The following is a 19,269-nucleotide window of genomic DNA, read 5'->3' as shown; positions in this document are numbered from 1 at the left end:
GGGCCGAAGATGTCCGACATCGTGCTCGGGGTCGGGGCGTCCCACTCGACCCTGATGAACACGCACTGGGACCGGGTCGTGCACACCGACCGGGCCGAGGCCTTCCGCGACGCGCTGGAGACCGCCAGACACCGGGTGGAGCTGGCGCGCCCCGACGTGGTGGTGATCGTCGGGTCGAACCACTTCCGCGGCCTCTGGCTGGACCTGGTCCCGGCCTTCACCGTGGGCGTCGGCGAGGTCGTCGCCATGGGGGAGGCGGGTACCCCCAAGGGGCCCCAGCGGACCGACCCCGCCTTCGCGCGGGCACTGGCGACCGACCTGGTCGAGGCGGGCACCGAGGTGGCGATCTCGGCCCGGCTGCAGATCGACCACGGGCAGTCGCACGCGATCCAGTACCTGCTCGGCGACCTGGAGGTGCCGGTCGTCCCGCTGGTCGTCAACGTCTTCGCCCGGCCGCTGCCCACACTGGCGCGCTGCGTCCGGCTGGGGGAGAACCTCGCCGGGGCCGTGGGACGGATCGCGGGGGACCGGCGCGTGGTGGTGGTCGCCTCGGGCGGGCTGTCCCACCGGCTGCCGTGGCCGAGTGACTGGGCGGACCCCCAGGGCGACGACGAGGCCTTCCTGGTGGACGCCTGGACCAACGGGCGGGGCGAGTGGGAACGCTACGACAGGCGGCGCCGGGAGATCATCGTGGCCGCCCGCCCGACGATCTTCCCCGAGTTCGACCGGGCCTTCCTCGACGACCTCGCGGGCGGCCGTCTGCGCCGTTACGCCTCGCTGACGACCGCCGAGGTGGAGGAGGCGGCGGGCAACGGCGGCCAGGAGCTGCGGACCTGGCTGGTGATGGCCGCCGCGCTCGGCTTCGTGCCGGGCACGCCGCTGGTCTACGCGCCCATGCCCGAGTGGCTCACCGGGATGGGCGTGGCCGTACTCGACCCCGCGGGAGGTCACCGATGACCGGCGTGCCCTCACCGGCGGCGGGCGTCCCGCCCGAGAGCCGCTTCGCCGACGCGGACGGCGTCAGGTACCACTTCCACGAGCTGGGGGAGGGGCCGGACACGATCTTCCTGCACGGCGGTGGCCCCGGGTGCACCGGCTGGAGCGACTTCGGGCCCGTCGCGCCGTACTTCTCGGCCGACCGGCGGTGCCTGATCGTGGACATCCTCCAGTACGGCAAATCCGAAAAATGCCGAATTAGCGGGCCGATGTGGGATTTCCATGCCGCGAAGACCGTCGCGTTCATGGACGCCCTCGGCGTCGAGAGGGCCGACTTCGTCTGCAACTCCTGGGGCGGCACCATCGCGCTGTGCCTCGCGGCCCGCTACCCCGATCGTGTCCGCTCCCTCGTGGTGACCGGCAGCATGCCCGTCTTCTACGGCCCTCTGGCGCCCCTGCCGGAACGCGGGCACCGGGGCCGCGCCGCCCGCGACGTCTACTACGGCGGGCGGGGACCGACCCGGGAGAAGATGCGCGAGCTGATCACCCGGCTGGAGTGGTACGACGCCGCGCGCCTGCCCGAGGAGACCGTGGACATGCGCTGGCGGCAGAGCCTCGACCCCGGGGAGCGCGAACTCGCCGCGATGACGGACTCGCCCCGGGGCGACTGGCAGGACCTCACCGCCGAGCTCGGGCTGGTCGAGGCGCCGGCGCTGTTCATCTGGGGGCGTGAGGACGCCTTTCTCACCCCCGACTACCCGCTCATGCTGTCGCGGATGCTCAGGCGCGGAAACCTGCACGTCATGGACCACGTCTCGCATCACCTGCAGGAGGAACGGCCCGCCGCCTACCACGCGGTCGTCGAGGGCTTCCTGCGCTCCGTCGACCACCCATGACCCGGCGACCGCTCCGTCGACCACCCGTGACCCTGACACCAAGGAGAACAGTCCCATGACCACCACCATCTGGACCGAACTGACCGGCCTCGACTTCCGGGTCACCACCGTCGACGCCGGGGGCGTCCCCACCCGCTCCCTGCAGGCCGGGACCGGCGAGCCGGTGATCTTCCTGCACGGCACCAGCGGCCACCTGGAGGCCTTCGCCCGCAACCTCGGCGCCCACGCGGACCGCTACGCCTGCCACGCGATCGACATGCTCGGCCACGGATACACCGGCATGCCGGACTACCCCTACGAGATCCCCCGCTACCGCGACCACCTGCTCGCCTACATGGACGCGGCCGGGATCGAGAGCGCCCACATCGTCGGAGAGTCCCTCGGCGGCTGGGTCGGGGCGCGCACCGCGATCGACGCGCCGGGGAGGGTGGCCTCCCTGCAACTGCTCTGCGCCGGGGGCACCGTGGCCAACCCGAAGGTCATGGAGCGCATCCGCACCTCGACCAGGCAGGCGGTCACCGGCGACGACATCGGGCTGACCAGGCGGCGGCTGCGGCTGCTGATGGCTGACGCGAAGGACGCGACCGAGGAACTGGTCGCGGTCAGGCACGCCGTCTACCACCGGCCTGGCTTCGCCGCCAACCTCGGCAACCTGCTGTGCCTGCAGGACCTGGAGACCCGGCTGCGGAACATCCTGCGCCCGGAGGACCTCGCCGGGATCGACGTGCCGACCCTGATCGTGTGGGGCCGTGACAACCCCTTCGGCGAGGTGCCCGAGGCGGCCGCGATGCACAGGGCCATCGCGGGCTCGGAGCTGGTGCTGTTCGACGAGTGCGGCCACTGGCCCCAGCACGAGCAGGCCGCGCGCTACAACGAGCTGAGCCTGGCCTTCCTCGCCGGGCACCCGATCTCCGCGTAGGCGTCAGCCCGTCGCCTGGAGCGTCCTGGAGACACCGAGCGCCGCGGTGCGCAGCGCGGCCGTGAACCGGCCGTGGTTCATCCTGAAGGTGGGCGCCGTGATCGACAACGCGCCCGCGAGCGCGCCGGTGTCCCCGAAGACGGGCACGGCCAGGCTCGTGTAACCGAGCCTGGTCTCCTCGGCCTCGACCGCGAGGCGCTCCGCCCTGACCCTGGCGATCTGGGCCTGGAGCAGCCCCGGCTGGGTGATCGTCCGGTGCGTCATGGGGGTGAGGCCGCGCCGTACGACCTCGTGGAAGAGGGCAGGAGGGGAGAAGGCGAGGATCACCTTCCCGGTCGCGGTGCAGAACAGGGGGAGCCGCCCGGCGACCCGGGACTGCTTGCGCAGGCCCCGGTGCACCATGAGCTTCTCGACGTACAGCACGTCGAGGCCGTCGTGGATGGCGAAGTGGACGGTCTCGTGCGTGGCGAGCAGCAGATCCTCCATGTACGGCAGGGCCGCCTCACGCAGGATCCGCTGCCTGGGCACCCGCTGGCCGATCTCGAAGAGTCGCAGCCCCAGGCGGTAGTGGCTGCCCGCCCGTTCGAGCACCCCCCAGCCGAGCAACTCCTGGGCGAGCCGGTGCACACTCGCCTTGGCCACTCCGGTGCGCCTGACCAGCTCGGACAGGGACAGGGCGTCGTCCTCGGCCGTGAAGGCCTCGATGATCAGACGGGCCTTGCCCAGGACGGAGTTCATCGCCTCGGCGTTGCCCGGCGTCGCCGTCGATCCGGCGCGGGCGAACGGGAGTACCGTCATCGCAGGGACCTCCCAGGTGGTTCGGAGACCTGTGAGGAGTAGTTTGATGCGTTCCATCCGAAATAGCTACCCTCTGTGACCAATATGGTCATATGCCCACCTCCGTGCGGGACCTGGTGACCGTGTTGACGGCGACGCGGACCAGCAGCCGGGTGAGCCGCTCCATCTCCCTGACGTCGGCGGTGTTCATCCCCAGGGAGAAGTCGAGCCCGGCGATCTTGGGCATGCCGATCCGCACGGTCGGCACCCCCCGCCCCCGCAGGATGTTGGCGTCGGTGGCGCCGCTGTTGCCGAGGGCCACCTCGTGCGGGCGCCCCTCGGCGGCCTCCCAGGCGGCGACGGCCTCACGGGCCACCCAGCCCCCGGGGTCGGAGGCGGTGCCGGGTACGGCGAGCACCATCTCGAACGTCACCGGGACGCCGGGCAGTTCGGCGCGGATCCCCTCGATCGCGGCGCCGAACTCCCGCTTGGCCTCCATGGGGGTCGTGCGCGGGCTCAGCCGCAGGTCGACGAGCAGCCGGCACGCGGCCGGGGTCACCGCGGCCCGGTACGGCCAGCCCCCCTCGATCGCGGCGACGACGCCCTGCGGGGAGACCGTCCCCTCGGTGTGCCGCTCGGCGTACCCGGCGAACCACCGCTCAAGCCGTACGGCGACCTCGCCCGCCCTGGCGATCGCGTTCTCGTACGGCAGGCGGTGCCGTGAGCCGGCGTAGGTGTGGACGCCGTGGACGACGACCTCGAACCAGGCCAGCCCGACCTCCTCCCAGGAGACCGTCCATCCCGGCTTGGCGATCACCGCGAAGTCCGCCCAGAGTCCCTGTTCGAGCAGGTAGGAGCAGCCGACCCCCTGCCCGACATTGCGCCGTCCTGCGCCGGGCGCGGCGTTGGCGGGCATGCCGCCCGACCCGAAGGCGACCAGCAGGTCCCCGGCCAGCGGCAGCCCGGCCCGGTGAACGGCCTCGGCGGCCATCAGCACGCAGGCGGCGTGCCCCTTCGGGTTGCCCGCGCCGAGCCCGGTCACCAGGTCACCCTCGACGCGGGCGGCGGGACGCATGTCGGGGCGCAGCGCGGGGCCGATCCACGGGACGTCCTCGTCCTCGCGGCCGGTGGTCAGCGTGTCGATCGGCGCGTACAGCATGAGGTCGGGGCCGCCGCCGTCGCCGGGCAACCGGCCCCACGCGTTGGCCTGCCGGTCGTCGAGCGGCTGGACGGCCGCCGTGACACCGGCGGCCGTCAGGGTGGCGGCGATGTGCTCGGCCAGGGGACGCTCGCCGCCGGTGGGGCTGGGGATGTCCACCAGGCCGCGCAACAGCTCCCGCAGCCGGTCGCCCGTGACGTGCCGCCAGGCCGCGGCGACCAGGTCGCGCCGGTCCCCGTCGAGCCCGTCGAGCCCGTCGGGCGCGTTCACCGGTTGATCCGGCGGACCTGGGTGTTGACCCGCCTGGCGAGCAGGCGCCACAGCGGCGGCAGCGCCGCGACGACGGCCGCGCAGACCAGCAGGACCAGCAGGGGACGTGGCATGGGGATCTCCTTGACTCGTCCCGCGTGGGACCCCCGGCGCGTGGCCGGGGGTCCCACGCGGGAGCCGTTTCCGCCCTGCCGAGATGATCCGCCGGCCGGAGGGGAACCGCCCATGGAAACGTCCCGCTCAGCGGGACGCCCACGCGGGATCGGCGTACGGCGACGCCACGGTGAAGATCTCTATCCCATAAGTGGTCGTCACACGGTGAGCCGTTCGAGGAGGGTGCGGGCGAAGGACGCCGCGGCCCTCTCGTCGTCGCGGTCGCCGGGCGGCGTCATGTGCCCGAGGAAGGCGTACTGGAAGCAGGCCCCGAGCAGCAGCCCGGCGGCGGCGGTCACGTCGGTCTCCGGCCGCAGCCGTCCGAGGTCCCGTTCGGCGCTCAGGTAGGCCGCGACGGCCTCGTTGACCTTGTGCGGACCGGCGCCGTGGACACGTAGCTCCTCCCGGTGCGCGGCGAGGGTCGCCGGATCGGCGAACACCGAGGCGAGCATCGGGAAGCCCTCGCCGTAGAAGGCGATCGCGGCCTGGGCCAGCGCGGTGAGGTTGCCCAGGAGCGTGCCCGTGCCCGCCCCGCCGTTCAGCGCCTGCGCCAGCCGGGTGAAGCCGGGGGAGCGTTCCCGCATCACCGCCACGAGCAGGTCGGCCTTGCCCGCGAAGTGCTTGTAGAGCGTCGCCTCGGTGAACCCGGCGGCCTGCGCGATCTGGCGGGTGGTCACGTTGGCGAGACCCCTTTCGGCCATCACCGCCGCCGCCGCGTCGAGGATCACGTCCCTGGTGCCCATCTCGGTCCCTTTCTGGCTGGGCGTCGCTTGACGAGGTTAGTGATCGCTCACTAACCTCCAAGGGTTAGCGAACGTTTACTAACCACATGGAGCTTAGATGAAGCTGACCGTGTTCGGAGCGACCGGCGGTACCGGGCGGCACGTGGTCGAGCAGGCCCTCGCTGCGGGCCACCACGTCACCGCCGTCGTGCGCGACCCGGCCCGGCTGACGTCCACCGGCCACCCGAGGCTTGAGCCGGTCGTCGCCGACGTCATGGACACCGCGGCCCCGGAGGCCGTCGTCGCCGCCGTGACCGGCGGGGACGCCGTGATCTCGGCCCTCGGGCCCCGGCCGGGCGGCGGCGGATCGGTGTGCGCGGACGGCGCCCGCGCGATCATCGCCGCGATGCGCGCCGCGGGGACCCGCCGCCTTGTCGTCGTCACGGCCAGCGGCCACATCGTCGACAGCGGCGACGGACCGGCCAGCCGCCTGCTGGTCAAGCCGATGCTGCGGCGCCTCCTGCGTGAGGGGTTCGCCGACTTCGTCCGCACCGACGACGCCGTCCGCGCCAGTGGCCTGGACTGGACCATCATGCGTCCGCCCCGGCTCACCGACGGCAGGCGCAAGCCGTACCGCACCGCCGTCGACGTCAACGTCAGAGGGGGCATCTTCATCTCCCGCGCGGACCTCGCCGACGCCATCCTCGCCACGCTGGCCGCCCCCGAGACCGTCGGCCACACCGTCTCACTGGGCTACTGAGGCACGGATTCCCTCACGGCGCGTCCCCCTCGGTGATCAGCGTCACCTGGGGGACGCCCGTCCTCGGATGCGCGCCGACCTCGGCGTCCACCCGGTAGACGTCCCGCAGCAGTTCAGGCGTCAGCACCTCGCGCGGGGTCCCGAGCGCCACGACCGCGCCGCCGTCCATGACGCACAGGCGGTCACAGAACGCGGCGGCCAGGTTGAGGTCGTGCAGCGCGATCACCGCGGTGATCCCGAGCCCGCGCACCAGACGCAGCGCGTCGAGCTGGTGGCGCAGGTCGAGGTGGTTGGTCGGCTCGTCCAGCACCATCACCTCCGGCCGCTGCGCCAGCGCCCGGGCGATCAGCACCCGCTGCTTCTCCCCGCCGGAGAGCCGGTCGAAGGGCGCGTGGGCCAGATCGGCCACGTCCAGCCGTTCCAGCGCCTCGGCGATGATCGCCCGGTCGGCGGGGGAGTCGCCGTCGAAGGCCCGTTTGTGCGGGGTACGTCCCATGGACACCATGTCGTGGACGCTCAGCCCGAAGTCGCCGCCGCCCTCCTGAAGCACCGCGGCCAGCCGGCGGGCCAGCCATCTGCCCGGCGTCCGCCACACGTCGTGCCCGTCGAGGAGCACCTGCCCGGCGGTGGGGCGCAGCACCCGGTAGAGGGTTCTCAGCAGGGTCGACTTGCCCGCGCCGTTGGGCCCGGCCAGGCCGAGCACCTCACCGGGGGCCACCTCGAACGTCACCGCGCGAACCAGGTCCCTGCCGCCGATCCGCACCGAGACCTCCCGTACGGCCAGAGCGCCCATCAGGTCCTCCTCCGCATCAGCCACAGGAAGAACGGCCCGCCGACCAGCGCCGTGATGATCCCCACCGGGACCTCCTCGGGGGTGATCAGCGTCCTGGCGACCAGGTCGGCCATGATGAGGAACGCCGCCCCGAGCAACGCCGTGGCCGGAAGCGCCCGCCGGTGGTCGGCACCGACGAGCAGCCGCACCACATGGGGCATGATCAGCCCGACGAACCCGATGGTCCCGCTGACCGCGACGACGGTGCCGATCACCATCGCCACCAGCACGAACAGCGCCGTCCTGAAGCGGTGCACGTCCAGCCCCAGGGAGGCGGCGGCCTCCTCCCCGGCCAGCAGCAGGTTCAGCGGGCGCGAGACGCCCAGCAGGACGACGGTGCCCGCCGTCACGGCCGCCGCGGGCACCCACACCGTCGTCCACGTCGTCCCCGCGACGCCGCCGAGCATCCAGCGGACGGCCGACTGGGCTCGGTGCGGGTCGTCGGAGGTCACCACCAGGAAGCTGGCCGTCGCCGACAGCACCTCGGCCGTCGCCACCCCGGCCAGCACCAGCCGCACCGTGGTCATCCGCCCGCCGGACCGGGCCAGGAGATAGACCGTGACCAGCGCCGCCAGCGCCCCCGCGAACGCGGCGACCGGCAGGGAGAACGGCCCGAGGAAGGTCAGGCCGAACACCGTCACGCTCACCGCGCCCACACTGGCGCCGGAGGAGACGCCCAGCAGCATCGGATCGGCCAGCGGGTTGCGCACCAGCGCCTGCAACGCCATCCCGCAGACCGAGAGACCGGCGCCGATGACCCCGCACAGGATCACCCGTGGCAGCCGTACGTCCATGACGACGGTCTCCCTGACCGGCGACCAGACCGGTTCGGCCAGCGCGGGGTTGAGGCGGTGCAGCAGGATGCCCCACACCTGCCCGGCGGGCAGGCTGATCGAACCGGCCGCGACCCCCGCCGTGACCGCCCCGCAGAGCAGCAGCGCGCACAGCGCGAGCGTCAGCGGGTACGGCAGGCCGGGGCGCCGGGTGACGGGCGTGGTCCGGGAGAGCCCGGTCAGGCCGCTCACTCGAACCGGTCGGGGTGGATCTGCCGGGCCAGCGACTCCACCGCGGACGGCGCCCGGACCCCGAGCACGACCGACGACAGCGGCAGCACCGCGAACCGCCTGTGCCTGATCGCCGGAACGTCGGCGAGCGCCGGGTTCGACAGCAGGAACCTCTTCTTGTCCTCGACCTTCTCGTCGCCGTAGTCGTAGACGACGATCCAGTCGGGCGCGCGCTCGGCGACCTGCTCGAACGACACGTCGGCCCATGCCTTGTCCACGTCGGTGAAGACGTTCCGCGCGCCCGCCAGCGTGATGATCTCGTCGCCGACGCCCCTGCCCCCGGCGGTGAAGGCGGTCTTGTCACCGCTGTCGTAGACGAACAACCTGACCGGCTCGACGTCGGCGAGCCTCTCCCTCACCCGCGCCAAAGGCTCGTGCAGACGGGTGATGAGCGCCTCGGCCCGCTCGCGCACGCCGAAGATCGTGGCGACGTTGCGGATCTCCCGGTCCATCAGGTCCATGTCCACGGGGCCGGACGGGCACTGCTCGACGTTGAGGTAGGTGTCGATCCCGGCCTTGCCCAGCGCGTCGCGGCCGCGGCCCTCCTTCTCGTCGAAGGCGCTGGAGAAACCGCCGTAGACGAAGTCGGGCTCCTCGGCCAGCAGCGCCTCGTAGGAGGGGTACCGCCTGGACAGCACCTTCACCCCGTCGTAGGCGGCCCGGTACTCGGGCAGGACCTTGTCGTCGAGATATCCGGTGCCGGCCATCGACCCCTGCAGTCCCAGCGCCAGCATCACCTCGGTCGCGTGCTGGTTGAGCGAGACCGCCCGCCGCGGCGGCCGGTCGTAGGTCGTCCTGACGCCGCAGTCGTCGAGGGTGACCGGGAAGCCCGCGACGGCCCCGGCAGGGCCTTCAGCCGGGGCTCCGGAGGGCGCCGGTTCCCCGGCGGAGGCGCCACAACCGGCCAGGAGCACGGCACAGGACAGGGCGAGCAACAGGGACAGGGGACGTCTGACCGTCACGGACGGTTCCTCTCACGGGATCTGCACCATGGGACGGCCCTGCCGGAAGATCACGGAACCGGCCAGGAGGTCGTCTCCGGGCACACGCCGGCGCGGAGGGCTCGTGCGGTCGTCGCCACGCGAGGTCATCCATCGGCCGACCCGTTCCTCTCCGGGGAGATCCGCCCCAGTTCGTCGAGGAGGCGACCGCGTGAGTCTCCTGGCTCTCGGGTCGATGCTCGCCCCCGTCTTCCCACCCCGCAGGGGGCGGTGACCTCGTGGGGGTCCGCTCGCCGATCACAGTGGCGGGACCGCGCCGGATTCGCACCGGCTTCCTCGTCCGCGCTCGCCTTCGCCGGTCATCATTGCACGAAGCCGTTGATGCGCTGAAGATGGCTTCCGGTTCCGGCGGCGGCTGTACGATGCCTTGTTGCAACAAATTTGCAATTGCAAAGACTGGCAGTATTCGGGAGGGCAAGTGCGGACGGCGGAGGTCAAACGGCGGTTCCTTGAGCACTTCGCGGCGGCGGGGCACACCGTGGCCGCCAGCGCGCCGCTGCCCGCCGACGACCCGACACTGCTGTTCGTCAACGCGGGCATGGTGCCGTTCAAGCCCTACCTCCTCGGGCAGCGGACACCGCCGTCCCCCCGGGCGGCCAGCGTGCAGAAGTGCGTCCGCACCCTCGACATCGACGAGGTCGGCAAGACCACCAGGCACGGCACGTTCTTCCAGATGAGCGGCAACTTCTCCTTCGGCGACTACTTCAAGGAGGAGGCGATCAGGCTCGCCTGGGACCTGACGGTCAAGCCTCGGGCCGAGGGAGGCTACGGCCTCGACCCCGACCGGATCTGGGCCACCGTCTACCTGGACGACGACGAGGCCCACGCCCTGTGGCGGGACGTGATCGGCCTGCCCGAGGTCCGCGTCGTACGGCGCGGCAAGGCCGACAACTTCTGGTCCATGGGAGTCCCCGGGCCGTGCGGGCCCTGCTCCGAGCTCTACTACGACCGTGGCCCGGCCTACGGGCGAGAGGGCGGGCCCGAGGTCGACGAGGACCGTTACCTCGAGTTCTGGAACCTGGTCTTCATGCAGTACGAGCGGGGCGAGGGCGTCGGCAAGGAGGACTACCCGATCCTCGGCGAGCTGCCCTCCCGCAACATCGACACCGGCATGGGCCTGGAACGCATGGCGGCGCTGCTCCAGGGCGTCGACAACCTCTACGAGACCGACGAGACCCGGCCCGTCCTGGACGCCGCGGCGGCGCTGACCGGAACCAGGTACGGCGTGCGCTCCGGGCCGTCCGCGGCCGAGAGCCACCCCGACGACGTCCGGCTCCGGGTCGTCGCCGACCACGTCCGCACCGCGCTCATGCTGATCGGCGACGGCGTCACCCCCTCAAACGAGGGACGCGGCTACGTGCTGCGCCGGATCCTGCGCCGCGCGATCCGCGCCGTCCGGCTGCTCGGTTACGAGGACCCGGTCCTACCCGAACTGCTGCCGGTGGCCCGCGACTGCATGGCGCCCTCCTACCCGGAGCTGGCCGCCGACTTCGACCGGATCTCGGCCTACGCCTACGGCGAGGAGGAGACCTTCCGCTCGACGTTGCGCCAGGGCAGCGCGCTGCTCGACCGGGCCATCACCCGGACCGGGGAACGGCTGCCAGCGGCCACGGCCTTCAAGCTGCACGACACCTACGGCTTCCCGATCGACCTGACCGTCGAGATCGCCGCCGAACACGGCCTCGACGTGGACGTCACCGGGTTCAGGGAGCTGATGGCCGAACAGCGGCGCCGAGCCCGCGAGGACACCCGCGCCAGGAAGACAGGCCACGCCGACACCGGCCTGCACCGAGCGCTTCTCGACGAGCACGGCCCCACCGACTGGCAGGCGTACACGACGCTGACCACCGACTCGACGGTCCTGGCCGTGCTCCGCGACGGGGCGCCCGTGACCACGGCCGTCGCGGGCCAGATCGTCGGCGTCGTCCTCGACCGCACCCCGTTCTACGCCGAGTCCGGCGGCCAGGAGAGCGACGCGGGCACGCTGCACGGCCCGAGCCTGTCCGCCGAGGTGCTGGACGTGCAACGCCCCGTCCCCGGGCTGGTCGTGCACCAGGTGCGCGTCCTGGACGGGGAGCTGGCGCCGGGACAGCCCGTGCGCGCCCAGGTCGACCCCGAGTGGCGCGCGGGCGCCCGCCAGGCCCACTCGGCGACCCACGTCGTGCACGCCGCGCTGCGCGCCACGCTCGGCCCGGCCGCCCTGCAGTCCGGCTCCTACAACCGGCCCGGCCACCTGCGCCTGGACTTCTCCTGGCGCGGCGCCCTGCCCGCCGGGGTCCGGGGGGAGATCGAGGACGCCGCCAACGTCGCGATCCGCGGGGACCTGCCGGTCGAGGTACGCCACATGCCCCTTCGGGAGGCCCGTGAGATCGGGGCGCTGGCGCTGTTCGGCGAGACCTACGACGAGACCGTCCGGGTCGTCGAGATCGGCGGCGCCTGGTCGCGGGAGCTGTGCGGCGGCACCCACGTCGACCGCTCCTCCCAGATCGGCGGCATCGCCGTCACCGCCGAGTCGTCGGTCGGCTCGGGACAGCGCCGCATCGAGGCCGTCACCGGCATCGAGTCCTTCCGCTACCTCGCCCGCGAGCGCGACCTCGTCTCCCGGATCGCCGAGCGGTTCAACGCCCCCCGCGCGGAGGTCGCCGACCGGGTCGCCGCCCTCGCCGAACGCCTCAGGGAGAGCGAACGCGAGACGGCCAGGCTCCGCGACCGGCTCCTCACCGTCGAGGCCGGCCAGGTCGCCGCGACCGCGACCGTCCACGGCGACGTCCTGCTGGCCACCGGCACCACGGAGACCGACGCCCGTCTCCTGGCGGAGCGCGTCGGCACGGCCCTGCCCGAGGACCGGCCGGGCGTCGCCGCGGTGCTGTCCGGCACGGCCCTCGTGGTCACCGTGAACGCCGCGGGCCGTACCCGGGGACTGGCCGCCGCGGACCTGGTCAGGGCGCTTCCCGAGGGCCGGGGCGGCGGCAACGCCGAGACGGCTCAGGGCCGCAGGCCCGCCGACCCCGACAAGGCCTTGGCCGCCCTCGCCGCCCTCCTCGCGGACCGAACGCCGGAGTGACCGGAACCGCCCCGGTTCACCCGGCGTGTTCGTAGACGCTGACGTGGCGCCGGCTCGTGGCCGCGTACGGCTCGCGTTCCCCCGGACGCCGGCGCCCTGGTGGCGCTGCTGGGCGCGCCCAGGGCCACGCTGCTCGGCCTGCTCGAGGAGCCGTTGCCGACGGTCGAACTCGCCCGCCGCCTGAGGGTGACCCCCAGCGCCGTCTCCCAGCACCTGCGCGTGCCGTACGGCACCGGCCTGGTCACCAGGGCCCGCGACGGACGGCACGTCCTGTACCGCAGGAGTCCCCTCGGTGACGGGCTGGCGGCCGCCCCCACCTCCTGAGCGATCGGATGAGGGCGTTCAGCTGGTCGTACGGCCGTCGCGCGGGCCGAAGGCGGTGACGGCCTCCGCGTCCGTCGTGACGGCGTGGATGTAGTGCTCGGCCCACGAGCGGCAGTCGTGGTAGCCCGACCTCCGCACCACGGACTCCACGGCGTCGCCGAGGTCGAACGGGGTGCGGCGGATCTGGACCTGGCCGTCGCGCAGCAGCAGCCAGTGGCCGCCGGTGCGGCCGTAGGGCATGCCGATGCTTCCGGCGTTCACCACGAGACGCTCGTCCACGAGCCGCAGGTACGGCATGTGCGTGTGCCCGCACACCACGGTGCGCACGTCGTCGGGCAGGTCGGCGAAGACCTCCGCCCAGCGCTCAAGCCGGGTGTCGACCAGCACGACCTCGTTGTCGTCACGCGGGGTTCCGTGGCAGAAGACGACCTTGCCGAAGCCCTCGACCTCCATGGTGACCGGGTGGGGCAGGTCGGCCAGGAGCTTGACGTCCTCGTCGCGGAGCTGCCGCGCGGCCCACAGGTCGATCTCCCAGGCGTCCTCGACGCCCTCTCCCCGCGCGAACGCGACCAGGTCGCGGTCGGCGTTGCCGCGCACCAGGACCGCCCTGTCGCCCAGCTCGCGGAGCCGGTCGAGCACCTCGACGGGCTGGGGGCCCGCGGCGTGGTCGCCGGTGACGACGATCCTGTCGGCGGCCATCACCTCGGGTTCGGCGAGTACGGCCTCAAGCGCGGGCAACACCCCATGAATATCGGACAGAACAGCGACACTTGCCACCATCGAATGTCCTTTCTGGCCGCGTCGGTTACGGGTCTCAGGTGCTTTTCTACACGGACGCCGCGGCCGGTCGCCAGCGGACCGGCCGACCGGCCGGAAAAAGCCCTGAACAACACAGGTGACGATGATTTATCGGTGAAATCATTCTGTTGTCACCAGACGATATTCGGACAGCGCGTTTTCCATGTGATACCTGACCTCTTTCGAATCCCTTCCCGCTATGTGCAGATAGCCGGTGCAGGCGTTCGAGGCGCGCGCCGGTTCGAGACGGTCGCCGACCGAGGCCGTGACCTCGCCGGAGATGACCCCGGGAAGGGAAAGAAGGTCTTCTATGGGAGAGATGTCCAGCACGCGGCCACGGCGGGCCGGAAGGAGAAGATCCCCGACCGACCTGTCGAGGGTGTACGCCAGTTGCGGGCGCCGCCCCACATAGACGTCCGCGACGGCGGCCAGCATGTCGAACCCGTGGGAAAGGCCGTGGTTCTCCGGCAACCAGGCCCCGCTCAGCCGCGCCGCGATCTCACCCATGACGTGGGAACCGTCCGGCCGGAGAAAGAACTCCGCGTGGAGATAACCGTCGCGATAACCCAGCGCGTCGGAGATCCGCTGCGCCACCTTCCTCGGATCGAGGGGCTTGGGCTCCGACGGCGCCAGCGTGATGTCGGCGTTCATCGCGCCCTCGAGCGTCTCCAGCATGGGGGCCGGGTTGACGGCGACGAAGGCGTCCTGGACCTCGCCGCGGTGCACGAGGGCGCACAGCTGGTGCTCGGTGCCCGCCACGTGCTCCTCGACGATCCACCGCCGCCGGGGCCGTACCGCCATGATCCGGGCGGCCGAGGTCATCTCGTGGGCGTGGAACCTCCAGACGTCCACGCTGGAGCCGGAGACGGCCGGTTTCACCACGACGGGCCATCCGTTCCGGTCGGCGAACGCCCGTACCTCCTGCGCCGAGGTGACGACGCGCCAGCGCGCGGCGGGCAGCCCGGCGGCGGCGAACAGCTCCTTCATCGCCACCTTGTCCGTGGCCAGGCGGACCTGGTCCCGGGTCATGTGCGGCAGCCCGGCGAACGCGGCGAAGCGGTGCGTCAGCGGCTGGAGCGTCTCGTCGGGGTTGCAGAAGTAGGCGGGGACGGCGTCGAGCCCGGAGGCCCACTTCTTGTAACGGGTCACCTCCCCGGCCAGCGGCCGGTCCTCGTCGATCACGAAACAGGGCGCGCCATCCGGCACCGTACCCGCCGTGGCCCGTGTGCACAGCAGCACCGTGCCGATGTCCGGCCGCTCCAGCAGGTGGCGGGTGAAACGCCGCCTGCGGCTCGTCACGAGCAGCAGCACGGGCCGCCCGGCGCGGGGGTGGGCCATCCCCGTCACCCCACCACGTGGCGGTGCTCGGTCAGGAGGCCGAGCAGCGCGCGCACCACGGCCGGTTCCCCGGCGATGTCGATCCGTGTGCGCCGCAGCGACCGGCCGCGTGTCACGGTGCCGCCGCCCGCGCGGACCAGGCCGTGTCCCGCCGCCGTGTCCCACCACGGGAGGGCGACCGCGATGTGGGCGTCCAAGGTCCTGGCCGCCACCCTCAGCAGGTCACAGGCCGCCGAACCGGTCCGCACCACCTGGTAACGCCTGCCGACGAGCCGGAGGATGCCGTGGGCCTCCTTGAGCTCCTCGGTCCCGTACGGCAGCGCCACGGCGACCCGGACGTGCCGCTCCGCGGGCCCCGGCGACCGGGTGAAGCTGCCGTCGAGCGAACCGTCGAGCGTCGCCATCCACTGCCCGTCGGCGGGCCGGACGATGACGGAGGCCAGCCAGCGCTCGCCGGAGACCGCCGCGACGCTCACCGCGTAGTGGGGCGAGGCCCGCACGAAGTTGGCGGTGCCGTCGAGCGGATCGACGATCCAGGTGACCCCGGAACGCCCGGCCTGGTAGCCGGACTCCTCGGCCAGGACCGCGTCGTCCGGCCGGGCCGTGCGCAGCAGGTCCATGATGACCGACTCCGATCTCAGGTCCGCCTCGGTCAGCAGGTCCTGCTCGGTGCTCTTGCGCGTGACCCGGTAGGTCTCCCGCGCGGTGTCCTCGATCTCCGCCGCCGCGCGCCGGGCCACGGCGAGAGCGAGCCTCTCGATGTCCAACGCCGTCTCACCTCCGCTCCTGGCCGCGCAGCCGCCTCAGCGTCAGCTCGATCACCTCGTCGAGCCGGGCCTGGACCTGCGCCTCCGTCTCGCCGCGTACGGTCACCGTCACGGCCGCCTGGTTCCACGCCGCAGGCCGCGGCATGACGTCGCCGACCTGGAAGCGCAGCTGGGTGTCGATGATCCAGTCCTCGGCCGGGGGCGTCAGGTCCGTGCCGAGCCGTCCGGCGGGGGCGTAGACCAGCGCGTAACCGGTCAGGTGCGGGGCCGGGTCAGGGGGCCGGGGAACCTCCAGCCCGAGCTGGGAGCGGATGACGACCTCGTCGAGGTTGACACCGGTCCGGGACCGGAAACCCGGGATGATGCCGCCGCCGCCCGCGCGGCCGCCGATCTCACAGAAACAGACCTCGCCCCCGGAGCCCTCCGTGAGGAAGACCTCATGGTGGGTGACGCCGCTGAAGTCGGGGTAGCAGGCGAGGACCCGGCGGTTGAAGGCGAGCAGCCGGTCGAGGGTCGCGCCCGGCCCCACCGCCACGTCGCGGAACGCCTCCAGGCGGCGGTAGGACGTCGTCTCCTCCACGCTCCGCCCGGCCACCGCGGCGAGCGGCACCCCGTCACGGACGACGCTGTCGATGTGGAACAGCCGCCCGTCGACGCGTTCCTCCACCTCGTAACGGGCCAGCTCCTCCTTGGAGGTCGTGGCGGCGAACCGGCGGACGTCCTCGGCGTCGTCGAGGAAGACGATGCCGGCGGAGCTCTCACCGCGCCGTGGCTTGGCCACCAGGGCGCCGTGCCTGCGCAGCAGTTCCAGGGCGTTCGCCTCGGTGAAGGGGGCGAAGTCGGGGACGCGCACCCCGCGCTCCCGAAGCCGCTCCTTCATGATCACCTTGTCCCGGTACCCCAGGACCTGGTGTTCCGTCGGGCCGGGCACGCCCAGCCGGTCCCGCATCCTGGCGGCGGTCAGCAGCAGGCCCTCGCTGATGGCGACGATCCGCTGGGTCGGGCGCTCCGAGACGCCGTCCAGGAAGTGCGCGGCGGCCTCAAGGAGGGTCTCGTCACCGCGCGGGACGCCGACGACGCCCGCGAGTTCGTCGCCGCGGGCCTGGTCCAGCTTGCGGATGTCGGTGACGAGCCGGACGCGGTTGCGGGACGCGGGCAGGAAGGCACGGCCGTCGGCGTCCCGGTAGTACCGGTAACCGATGTGGTCGAGGACGAGGGTCTGTACCGGCTCATCGCTCATCGTCGGCTGTACTCCGCGTATCGGGCGGCGAGCTCCGCCGCGGCCTGCCCGGCGTCGTCGAGCGCGAGCTGCTTGCAGTGGTATCCGAGCTCCGCCCGCATGATCTCCGTCGACTCCTCGGTGAACTCCACCAGGCCGTCGGTCCCTATCCGGGCGATTCCGTCGTGACGCTGGCCGTCGAGGTTGATCTCCACGGCCTCCTTCTCCGACAGCCGGGGCGGCAGGTCGAGCTCCGTGCCGTCCGGGGTGATCCTGACCGGGTAGCCGCCGGGCAGGCCCGCCCAGCCGGGGGCGTGCACCTCGGCGCCGGTGCCGGTGGCCAGGGGCTCCAGCACGCTCAGGGCCGACGCCGCGGTCATGACCTGCCCCTCCCGGCCTCCGGTACGGCGGTACTCCGTACGCATCAGGGCGAACATGACGTCCTCGGGAGGCAGCGCCGCCGTGACGTCGACGCCGTCCCGCCAGAACGTCAGGTGGTAGGCGGCGCCGCCGCCGTCCCCGGTCCGGGAGAGCCGGTGCCCGACGAAGTGGTGCGCCACGAAACGCGGCCGCACCTCGTCCGGCGGGCAGCCGAGGTGTCCGGCCGCGATGGCCCGCAGCGCGGGGACCGAGTTGGCCACGTTGCCGATGCCCAGGTGGGGGCTCAGCCCCACCCCGGCGAGCGCCGGGTGCACGGCGTCGGGGTAGGCCGCGTTGACCACGACCGCCGGACTGCCCGCGAGCCGTACGGCTCTCATGAGGCTGAGCACCGGGGACAGGTGCATCGGGAGCCAGGGGCCGAAACGGGCGGCGCCGACACGGGCGAAACGGTCCCGGGGCAGTTCGGAGAGCACGTGCCAGGACTGCAGGCTGGCCGCGGCGAACACGATGTCCGGGGCGAACCCGGCCAGGGCCTCCGCCGTGCGCGCGGTGTCGTCCAGGTCCGCCACCAGGGGCTCGACCGGCCAGTGCCTGCCCAGCTGGGCGGCCGAGAGCGCCACCATGTTGGCCGTGCGGACGACCGCCTCCCCGTCGCGTCCGAGGATCGCGAGACGACGGGGGGACGGCGCGTTCGCCAGCCCGTGCAGCACCCGCACGGAGAGGTCGCCGCAACCGGCCACCAGGACACGGACGGGGCGGTCCCCGACGGGGACGAGAGGCGGGGGCGTCATCGCGGGTCACCCGTCGCCGGCCCGACCAGGCGCGGGACGAACCGCGAGGTGTTGGCGGCCAGCAGGTCGGGAGGGCAGAGGTCCGAGAACTTCGCCAGCCAGCCGCCGGACTCCACGGTGTCCCAGTGGGGGTAGTCCGAGCCGAACAGGATGCTCTCCGCGCCGAGCTGACGCGCGGCCCACAGCACGTGTTCCTCCCCGGGGTCGGGCACCACGGCGAAGTGCTCGCGGAAGGTCTCGACCGGGTCCGGCACGTCCCCCGCCAGCCGCCTGGTGTGGCTCGCGAGCCGTCCGAGCACGCTGGGAATCCAGGCGATGCCGGACTCCAGCATGACCACCCGCAGGCCGTCGGGCAGCCCGTCGGGGCGGGTGACCAGGTCGGCCAGCGCGATCATCTGCTCGCCCATGTGCCCGAAGGCGTGGGTCATCGCGTAGTCGTCGTAGGCGTCCGCCAGCGGCGACCACTGGTGACAGCCGGTTCCGCCGTGCACGGCCAGCGGGAGCCGCAGCCGCGCCGCCGTGCCGAGCAGCGGGGTGAGGTCCGGGGAGTTCAGCCGCGCCGTGGCGGTGCGGGCGGTCGGCCGTACCACGACGGCGACCAGGTGCGGGTCGTCGGCGTACCCCCGCAGCGCCTCCTCGCTCCACTTCGGGTCCTCGGCGGAGGCGAGGAAGGCCCACTTCAGGGTCAGGCGGGACCGGGCGCAGGCCCGCGAGGCCAGCCGGTTGTACCCGTCGAGCAGGCGCAGGCGCGTCTGTTCGTCCTCGACGGCCTGCACCGACAGGCCGACGAACCCGGGCTGGAGGACGGCCGCGGCGATGCCGTGTTCGTCGGTGAAGGCGGCCCTGTCCTCGTCCTGGCCCGGCCCGATGAGGTGGCCCAGGCCCTTGGGGTTGCCGTGCCCGTGGCCGCTCGGCTTGGGGAAGACACGGTCTCCGAGCCGGAGCCGTGTCACCCCCGCCTCGACGACCACCTCGGGGCGTTCGGCGGCGGTGAACCCGATGTCCTCCCAGATCTCGGGAAGGTGGTCGGTGAAGTGCGTGTCGCAGTCGTACAGTCCGGCGTCGGGCACGAGATCTCCAGCTTCTGTGGTCGCGGGT

At 72.6% G+C, this 19,269-nt stretch carries 18 protein-coding genes and 1 riboswitch; of the genes, 6 read left to right on the top strand and 12 right to left on the bottom strand.

Features of this window, described 5'->3' with window-relative positions:
* Positions 1–9: 9 nt before the first annotated feature.
* The 3 genes from ACFYY8_RS23370 to ACFYY8_RS23360 are packed head-to-tail and all read left to right on the top strand — an operon-like array spanning position 10 to position 2,751.
* Positions 10–957 carry a hypothetical protein gene (locus ACFYY8_RS23370; RefSeq protein ID WP_390044166.1) on the top strand — a complete coding sequence of 316 codons (948 nt, stop codon included), beginning with the start codon at positions 10–12 and terminating at the stop codon, positions 955–957.
* Positions 954–1,832 carry an alpha/beta fold hydrolase gene (locus ACFYY8_RS23365; protein ID WP_390044164.1) on the top strand — a complete coding sequence of 293 codons (879 nt, stop codon included), beginning with the start codon at positions 954–956 and terminating at the stop codon, positions 1,830–1,832. Before ACFYY8_RS23370 ends, ACFYY8_RS23365 begins: the two co-directional genes overlap by 4 nt.
* A 55-nt stretch (positions 1,833–1,887) precedes the next feature.
* On the top strand, positions 1,888–2,751 hold the full coding sequence (locus ACFYY8_RS23360) for an alpha/beta fold hydrolase (RefSeq protein ID WP_390044162.1): 864 nt from the start codon (positions 1,888–1,890) through the stop codon (positions 2,749–2,751).
* Between the two features lie 3 nt (positions 2,752–2,754).
* Here the strand turns inward: ACFYY8_RS23360 and ACFYY8_RS23355 are convergent, their stop codons facing one another.
* The 3 genes from ACFYY8_RS23355 to ACFYY8_RS23345 form a co-directional block, all read right to left on the bottom strand.
* Positions 2,755–3,549, bottom strand: a complete 795-nt coding sequence (locus tag ACFYY8_RS23355; RefSeq protein WP_390044160.1) for an IclR family transcriptional regulator — start codon at positions 3,547–3,549, stop codon at positions 2,755–2,757.
* Positions 3,550–3,637: 88 nt separating this feature from the next.
* Complete coding sequence (locus ACFYY8_RS23350) at positions 3,638–4,957, bottom strand: M20 family metallopeptidase (RefSeq protein WP_390044158.1); 1,320 nt, start codon at positions 4,955–4,957, stop codon at positions 3,638–3,640.
* A 311-nt stretch (positions 4,958–5,268) separates the two neighbouring features.
* The gene (locus ACFYY8_RS23345; RefSeq protein WP_390044156.1) at positions 5,269–5,853 is read right to left on the bottom strand and encodes a TetR/AcrR family transcriptional regulator; all 585 of its coding nucleotides are present in this window, start codon (positions 5,851–5,853) and stop codon (positions 5,269–5,271) included.
* A gap of 97 nt (positions 5,854–5,950) precedes the next feature.
* On the opposite strand from ACFYY8_RS23345, the gene ACFYY8_RS23340 reads away from it, so the two are divergent.
* A complete protein-coding gene (locus ACFYY8_RS23340) occupies positions 5,951–6,592 on the top strand; it encodes an NAD(P)-dependent oxidoreductase (RefSeq protein ID WP_390044154.1) in 642 nt (213 codons plus the stop codon).
* A 13-nt stretch (positions 6,593–6,605) separates the two neighbouring features.
* Here the strand turns inward: ACFYY8_RS23340 and ACFYY8_RS23335 are convergent, their stop codons facing one another.
* Genes ACFYY8_RS23335 through ACFYY8_RS23325 form a run of 3 tightly spaced genes read right to left on the bottom strand, consistent with a single transcriptional unit; the run spans position 6,606 to position 9,450 of the window.
* On the bottom strand, positions 6,606–7,385 hold the full coding sequence (locus ACFYY8_RS23335; RefSeq protein ID WP_390044152.1) for an ABC transporter ATP-binding protein: 780 nt from the start codon (positions 7,383–7,385) through the stop codon (positions 6,606–6,608).
* Positions 7,385–8,449 carry a FecCD family ABC transporter permease gene (locus ACFYY8_RS23330; protein WP_390044150.1) on the bottom strand — a complete coding sequence of 355 codons (1,065 nt, stop codon included), beginning with the start codon at positions 8,447–8,449 and terminating at the stop codon, positions 7,385–7,387. The genes ACFYY8_RS23335 and ACFYY8_RS23330 overlap by 1 nt, the downstream gene beginning before the upstream one ends.
* Positions 8,446–9,450, bottom strand: coding sequence for an ABC transporter substrate-binding protein (locus ACFYY8_RS23325; protein WP_390044148.1), 1,005 nt, complete (start codon positions 9,448–9,450; stop codon positions 8,446–8,448). Before ACFYY8_RS23325 ends, ACFYY8_RS23330 begins: the two co-directional genes overlap by 4 nt.
* 192 nt (positions 9,451–9,642) lie before the next feature.
* A riboswitch (cobalamin riboswitch) is annotated at positions 9,643–9,769 on the bottom strand.
* A 138-nt stretch (positions 9,770–9,907) separates the two neighbouring features.
* Between ACFYY8_RS23325 and alaS the strand changes: the two genes are divergently transcribed.
* Both alaS and ACFYY8_RS23315 read left to right on the top strand, forming a co-directional pair.
* The gene (gene alaS, locus ACFYY8_RS23320; protein ID WP_390044146.1) at positions 9,908–12,553 is read left to right on the top strand and encodes an alanine--tRNA ligase; all 2,646 of its coding nucleotides are present in this window, start codon (positions 9,908–9,910) and stop codon (positions 12,551–12,553) included.
* 99 nt (positions 12,554–12,652) lie between these two features.
* Positions 12,653–12,877, top strand: a complete 225-nt coding sequence (locus ACFYY8_RS23315; RefSeq protein ID WP_390044144.1) for an ArsR/SmtB family transcription factor — start codon at positions 12,653–12,655, stop codon at positions 12,875–12,877.
* An 18-nt stretch (positions 12,878–12,895) separates the two neighbouring features.
* On the opposite strand, the gene ACFYY8_RS23310 is transcribed toward ACFYY8_RS23315, so the two are convergent.
* The 6 genes from ACFYY8_RS23310 to ACFYY8_RS23285 form a co-directional block, all read right to left on the bottom strand.
* A complete protein-coding gene (locus ACFYY8_RS23310) occupies positions 12,896–13,657 on the bottom strand; it encodes a metallophosphoesterase family protein (protein ID WP_390044142.1) in 762 nt (253 codons plus the stop codon).
* Positions 13,658–13,795: 138 nt separating this feature from the next.
* A complete protein-coding gene (locus tag ACFYY8_RS23305) occupies positions 13,796–15,013 on the bottom strand; it encodes an ATP-grasp domain-containing protein (protein ID WP_390044141.1) in 1,218 nt (405 codons plus the stop codon).
* Between the two features lie 5 nt (positions 15,014–15,018).
* A complete protein-coding gene (locus ACFYY8_RS23300; protein ID WP_390044139.1) occupies positions 15,019–15,780 on the bottom strand; it encodes an inositol monophosphatase family protein in 762 nt (253 codons plus the stop codon).
* A 7-nt stretch (positions 15,781–15,787) separates the two neighbouring features.
* A complete protein-coding gene (locus ACFYY8_RS23295) occupies positions 15,788–17,020 on the bottom strand; it encodes an acetyl-CoA carboxylase biotin carboxylase subunit family protein (RefSeq protein WP_390044137.1) in 1,233 nt (410 codons plus the stop codon).
* On the bottom strand, positions 17,017–18,171 hold the full coding sequence (locus ACFYY8_RS23290; RefSeq protein ID WP_390044135.1) for a hypothetical protein: 1,155 nt from the start codon (positions 18,169–18,171) through the stop codon (positions 17,017–17,019). Before ACFYY8_RS23290 ends, ACFYY8_RS23295 begins: the two co-directional genes overlap by 4 nt.
* Positions 18,168–19,241, bottom strand: a complete 1,074-nt coding sequence (locus ACFYY8_RS23285) for an amidohydrolase family protein (protein WP_390044133.1) — start codon at positions 19,239–19,241, stop codon at positions 18,168–18,170. The genes ACFYY8_RS23290 and ACFYY8_RS23285 overlap by 4 nt, the downstream gene beginning before the upstream one ends.
* Between the last annotated feature and the right edge of the window lie 28 nt (positions 19,242–19,269).

It is taken from the genome of Streptosporangium sp. NPDC001559 (assembly GCF_042893955.1).
In the GTDB taxonomy this organism is placed as follows: Bacteria; Actinomycetota; Actinomycetes; order Streptosporangiales; family Streptosporangiaceae; genus Streptosporangium.
This window is presented reverse-complemented; position numbering and strand designations above follow the sequence as displayed.

Coding starts and splice junctions, on each gene's coding strand:
- ACFYY8_RS23370 (WP_390044166.1), top strand. CDS start 10: ATGTCCGACATCGTGCTCGGGGTCGGGGCGTCCCACTCGACCCTGATG.
- ACFYY8_RS23365 (WP_390044164.1), top strand. CDS start 954: ATGACCGGCGTGCCCTCACCGGCGGCGGGCGTCCCGCCCGAGAGCCGC.
- ACFYY8_RS23360 (WP_390044162.1), top strand. CDS start 1,888: ATGACCACCACCATCTGGACCGAACTGACCGGCCTCGACTTCCGGGTC.
- ACFYY8_RS23355 (WP_390044160.1), bottom strand. CDS start 3,549: ATGACGGTACTCCCGTTCGCCCGCGCCGGATCGACGGCGACGCCGGGC.
- ACFYY8_RS23345 (WP_390044156.1), bottom strand. CDS start 5,853: ATGGGCACCAGGGACGTGATCCTCGACGCGGCGGCGGCGGTGATGGCC.
- ACFYY8_RS23340 (WP_390044154.1), top strand. CDS start 5,951: ATGAAGCTGACCGTGTTCGGAGCGACCGGCGGTACCGGGCGGCACGTG.
- ACFYY8_RS23335 (WP_390044152.1), bottom strand. CDS start 7,385: ATGGGCGCTCTGGCCGTACGGGAGGTCTCGGTGCGGATCGGCGGCAGG.
- ACFYY8_RS23310 (WP_390044142.1), bottom strand. CDS start 13,657: ATGGTGGCAAGTGTCGCTGTTCTGTCCGATATTCATGGGGTGTTGCCC.
- ACFYY8_RS23305 (WP_390044141.1), bottom strand. CDS start 15,013: ATGGCCCACCCCCGCGCCGGGCGGCCCGTGCTGCTGCTCGTGACGAGC.
- ACFYY8_RS23295 (WP_390044137.1), bottom strand. CDS start 17,020: ATGAGCGATGAGCCGGTACAGACCCTCGTCCTCGACCACATCGGTTAC.
- ACFYY8_RS23290 (WP_390044135.1), bottom strand. CDS start 18,171: ATGACGCCCCCGCCTCTCGTCCCCGTCGGGGACCGCCCCGTCCGTGTC.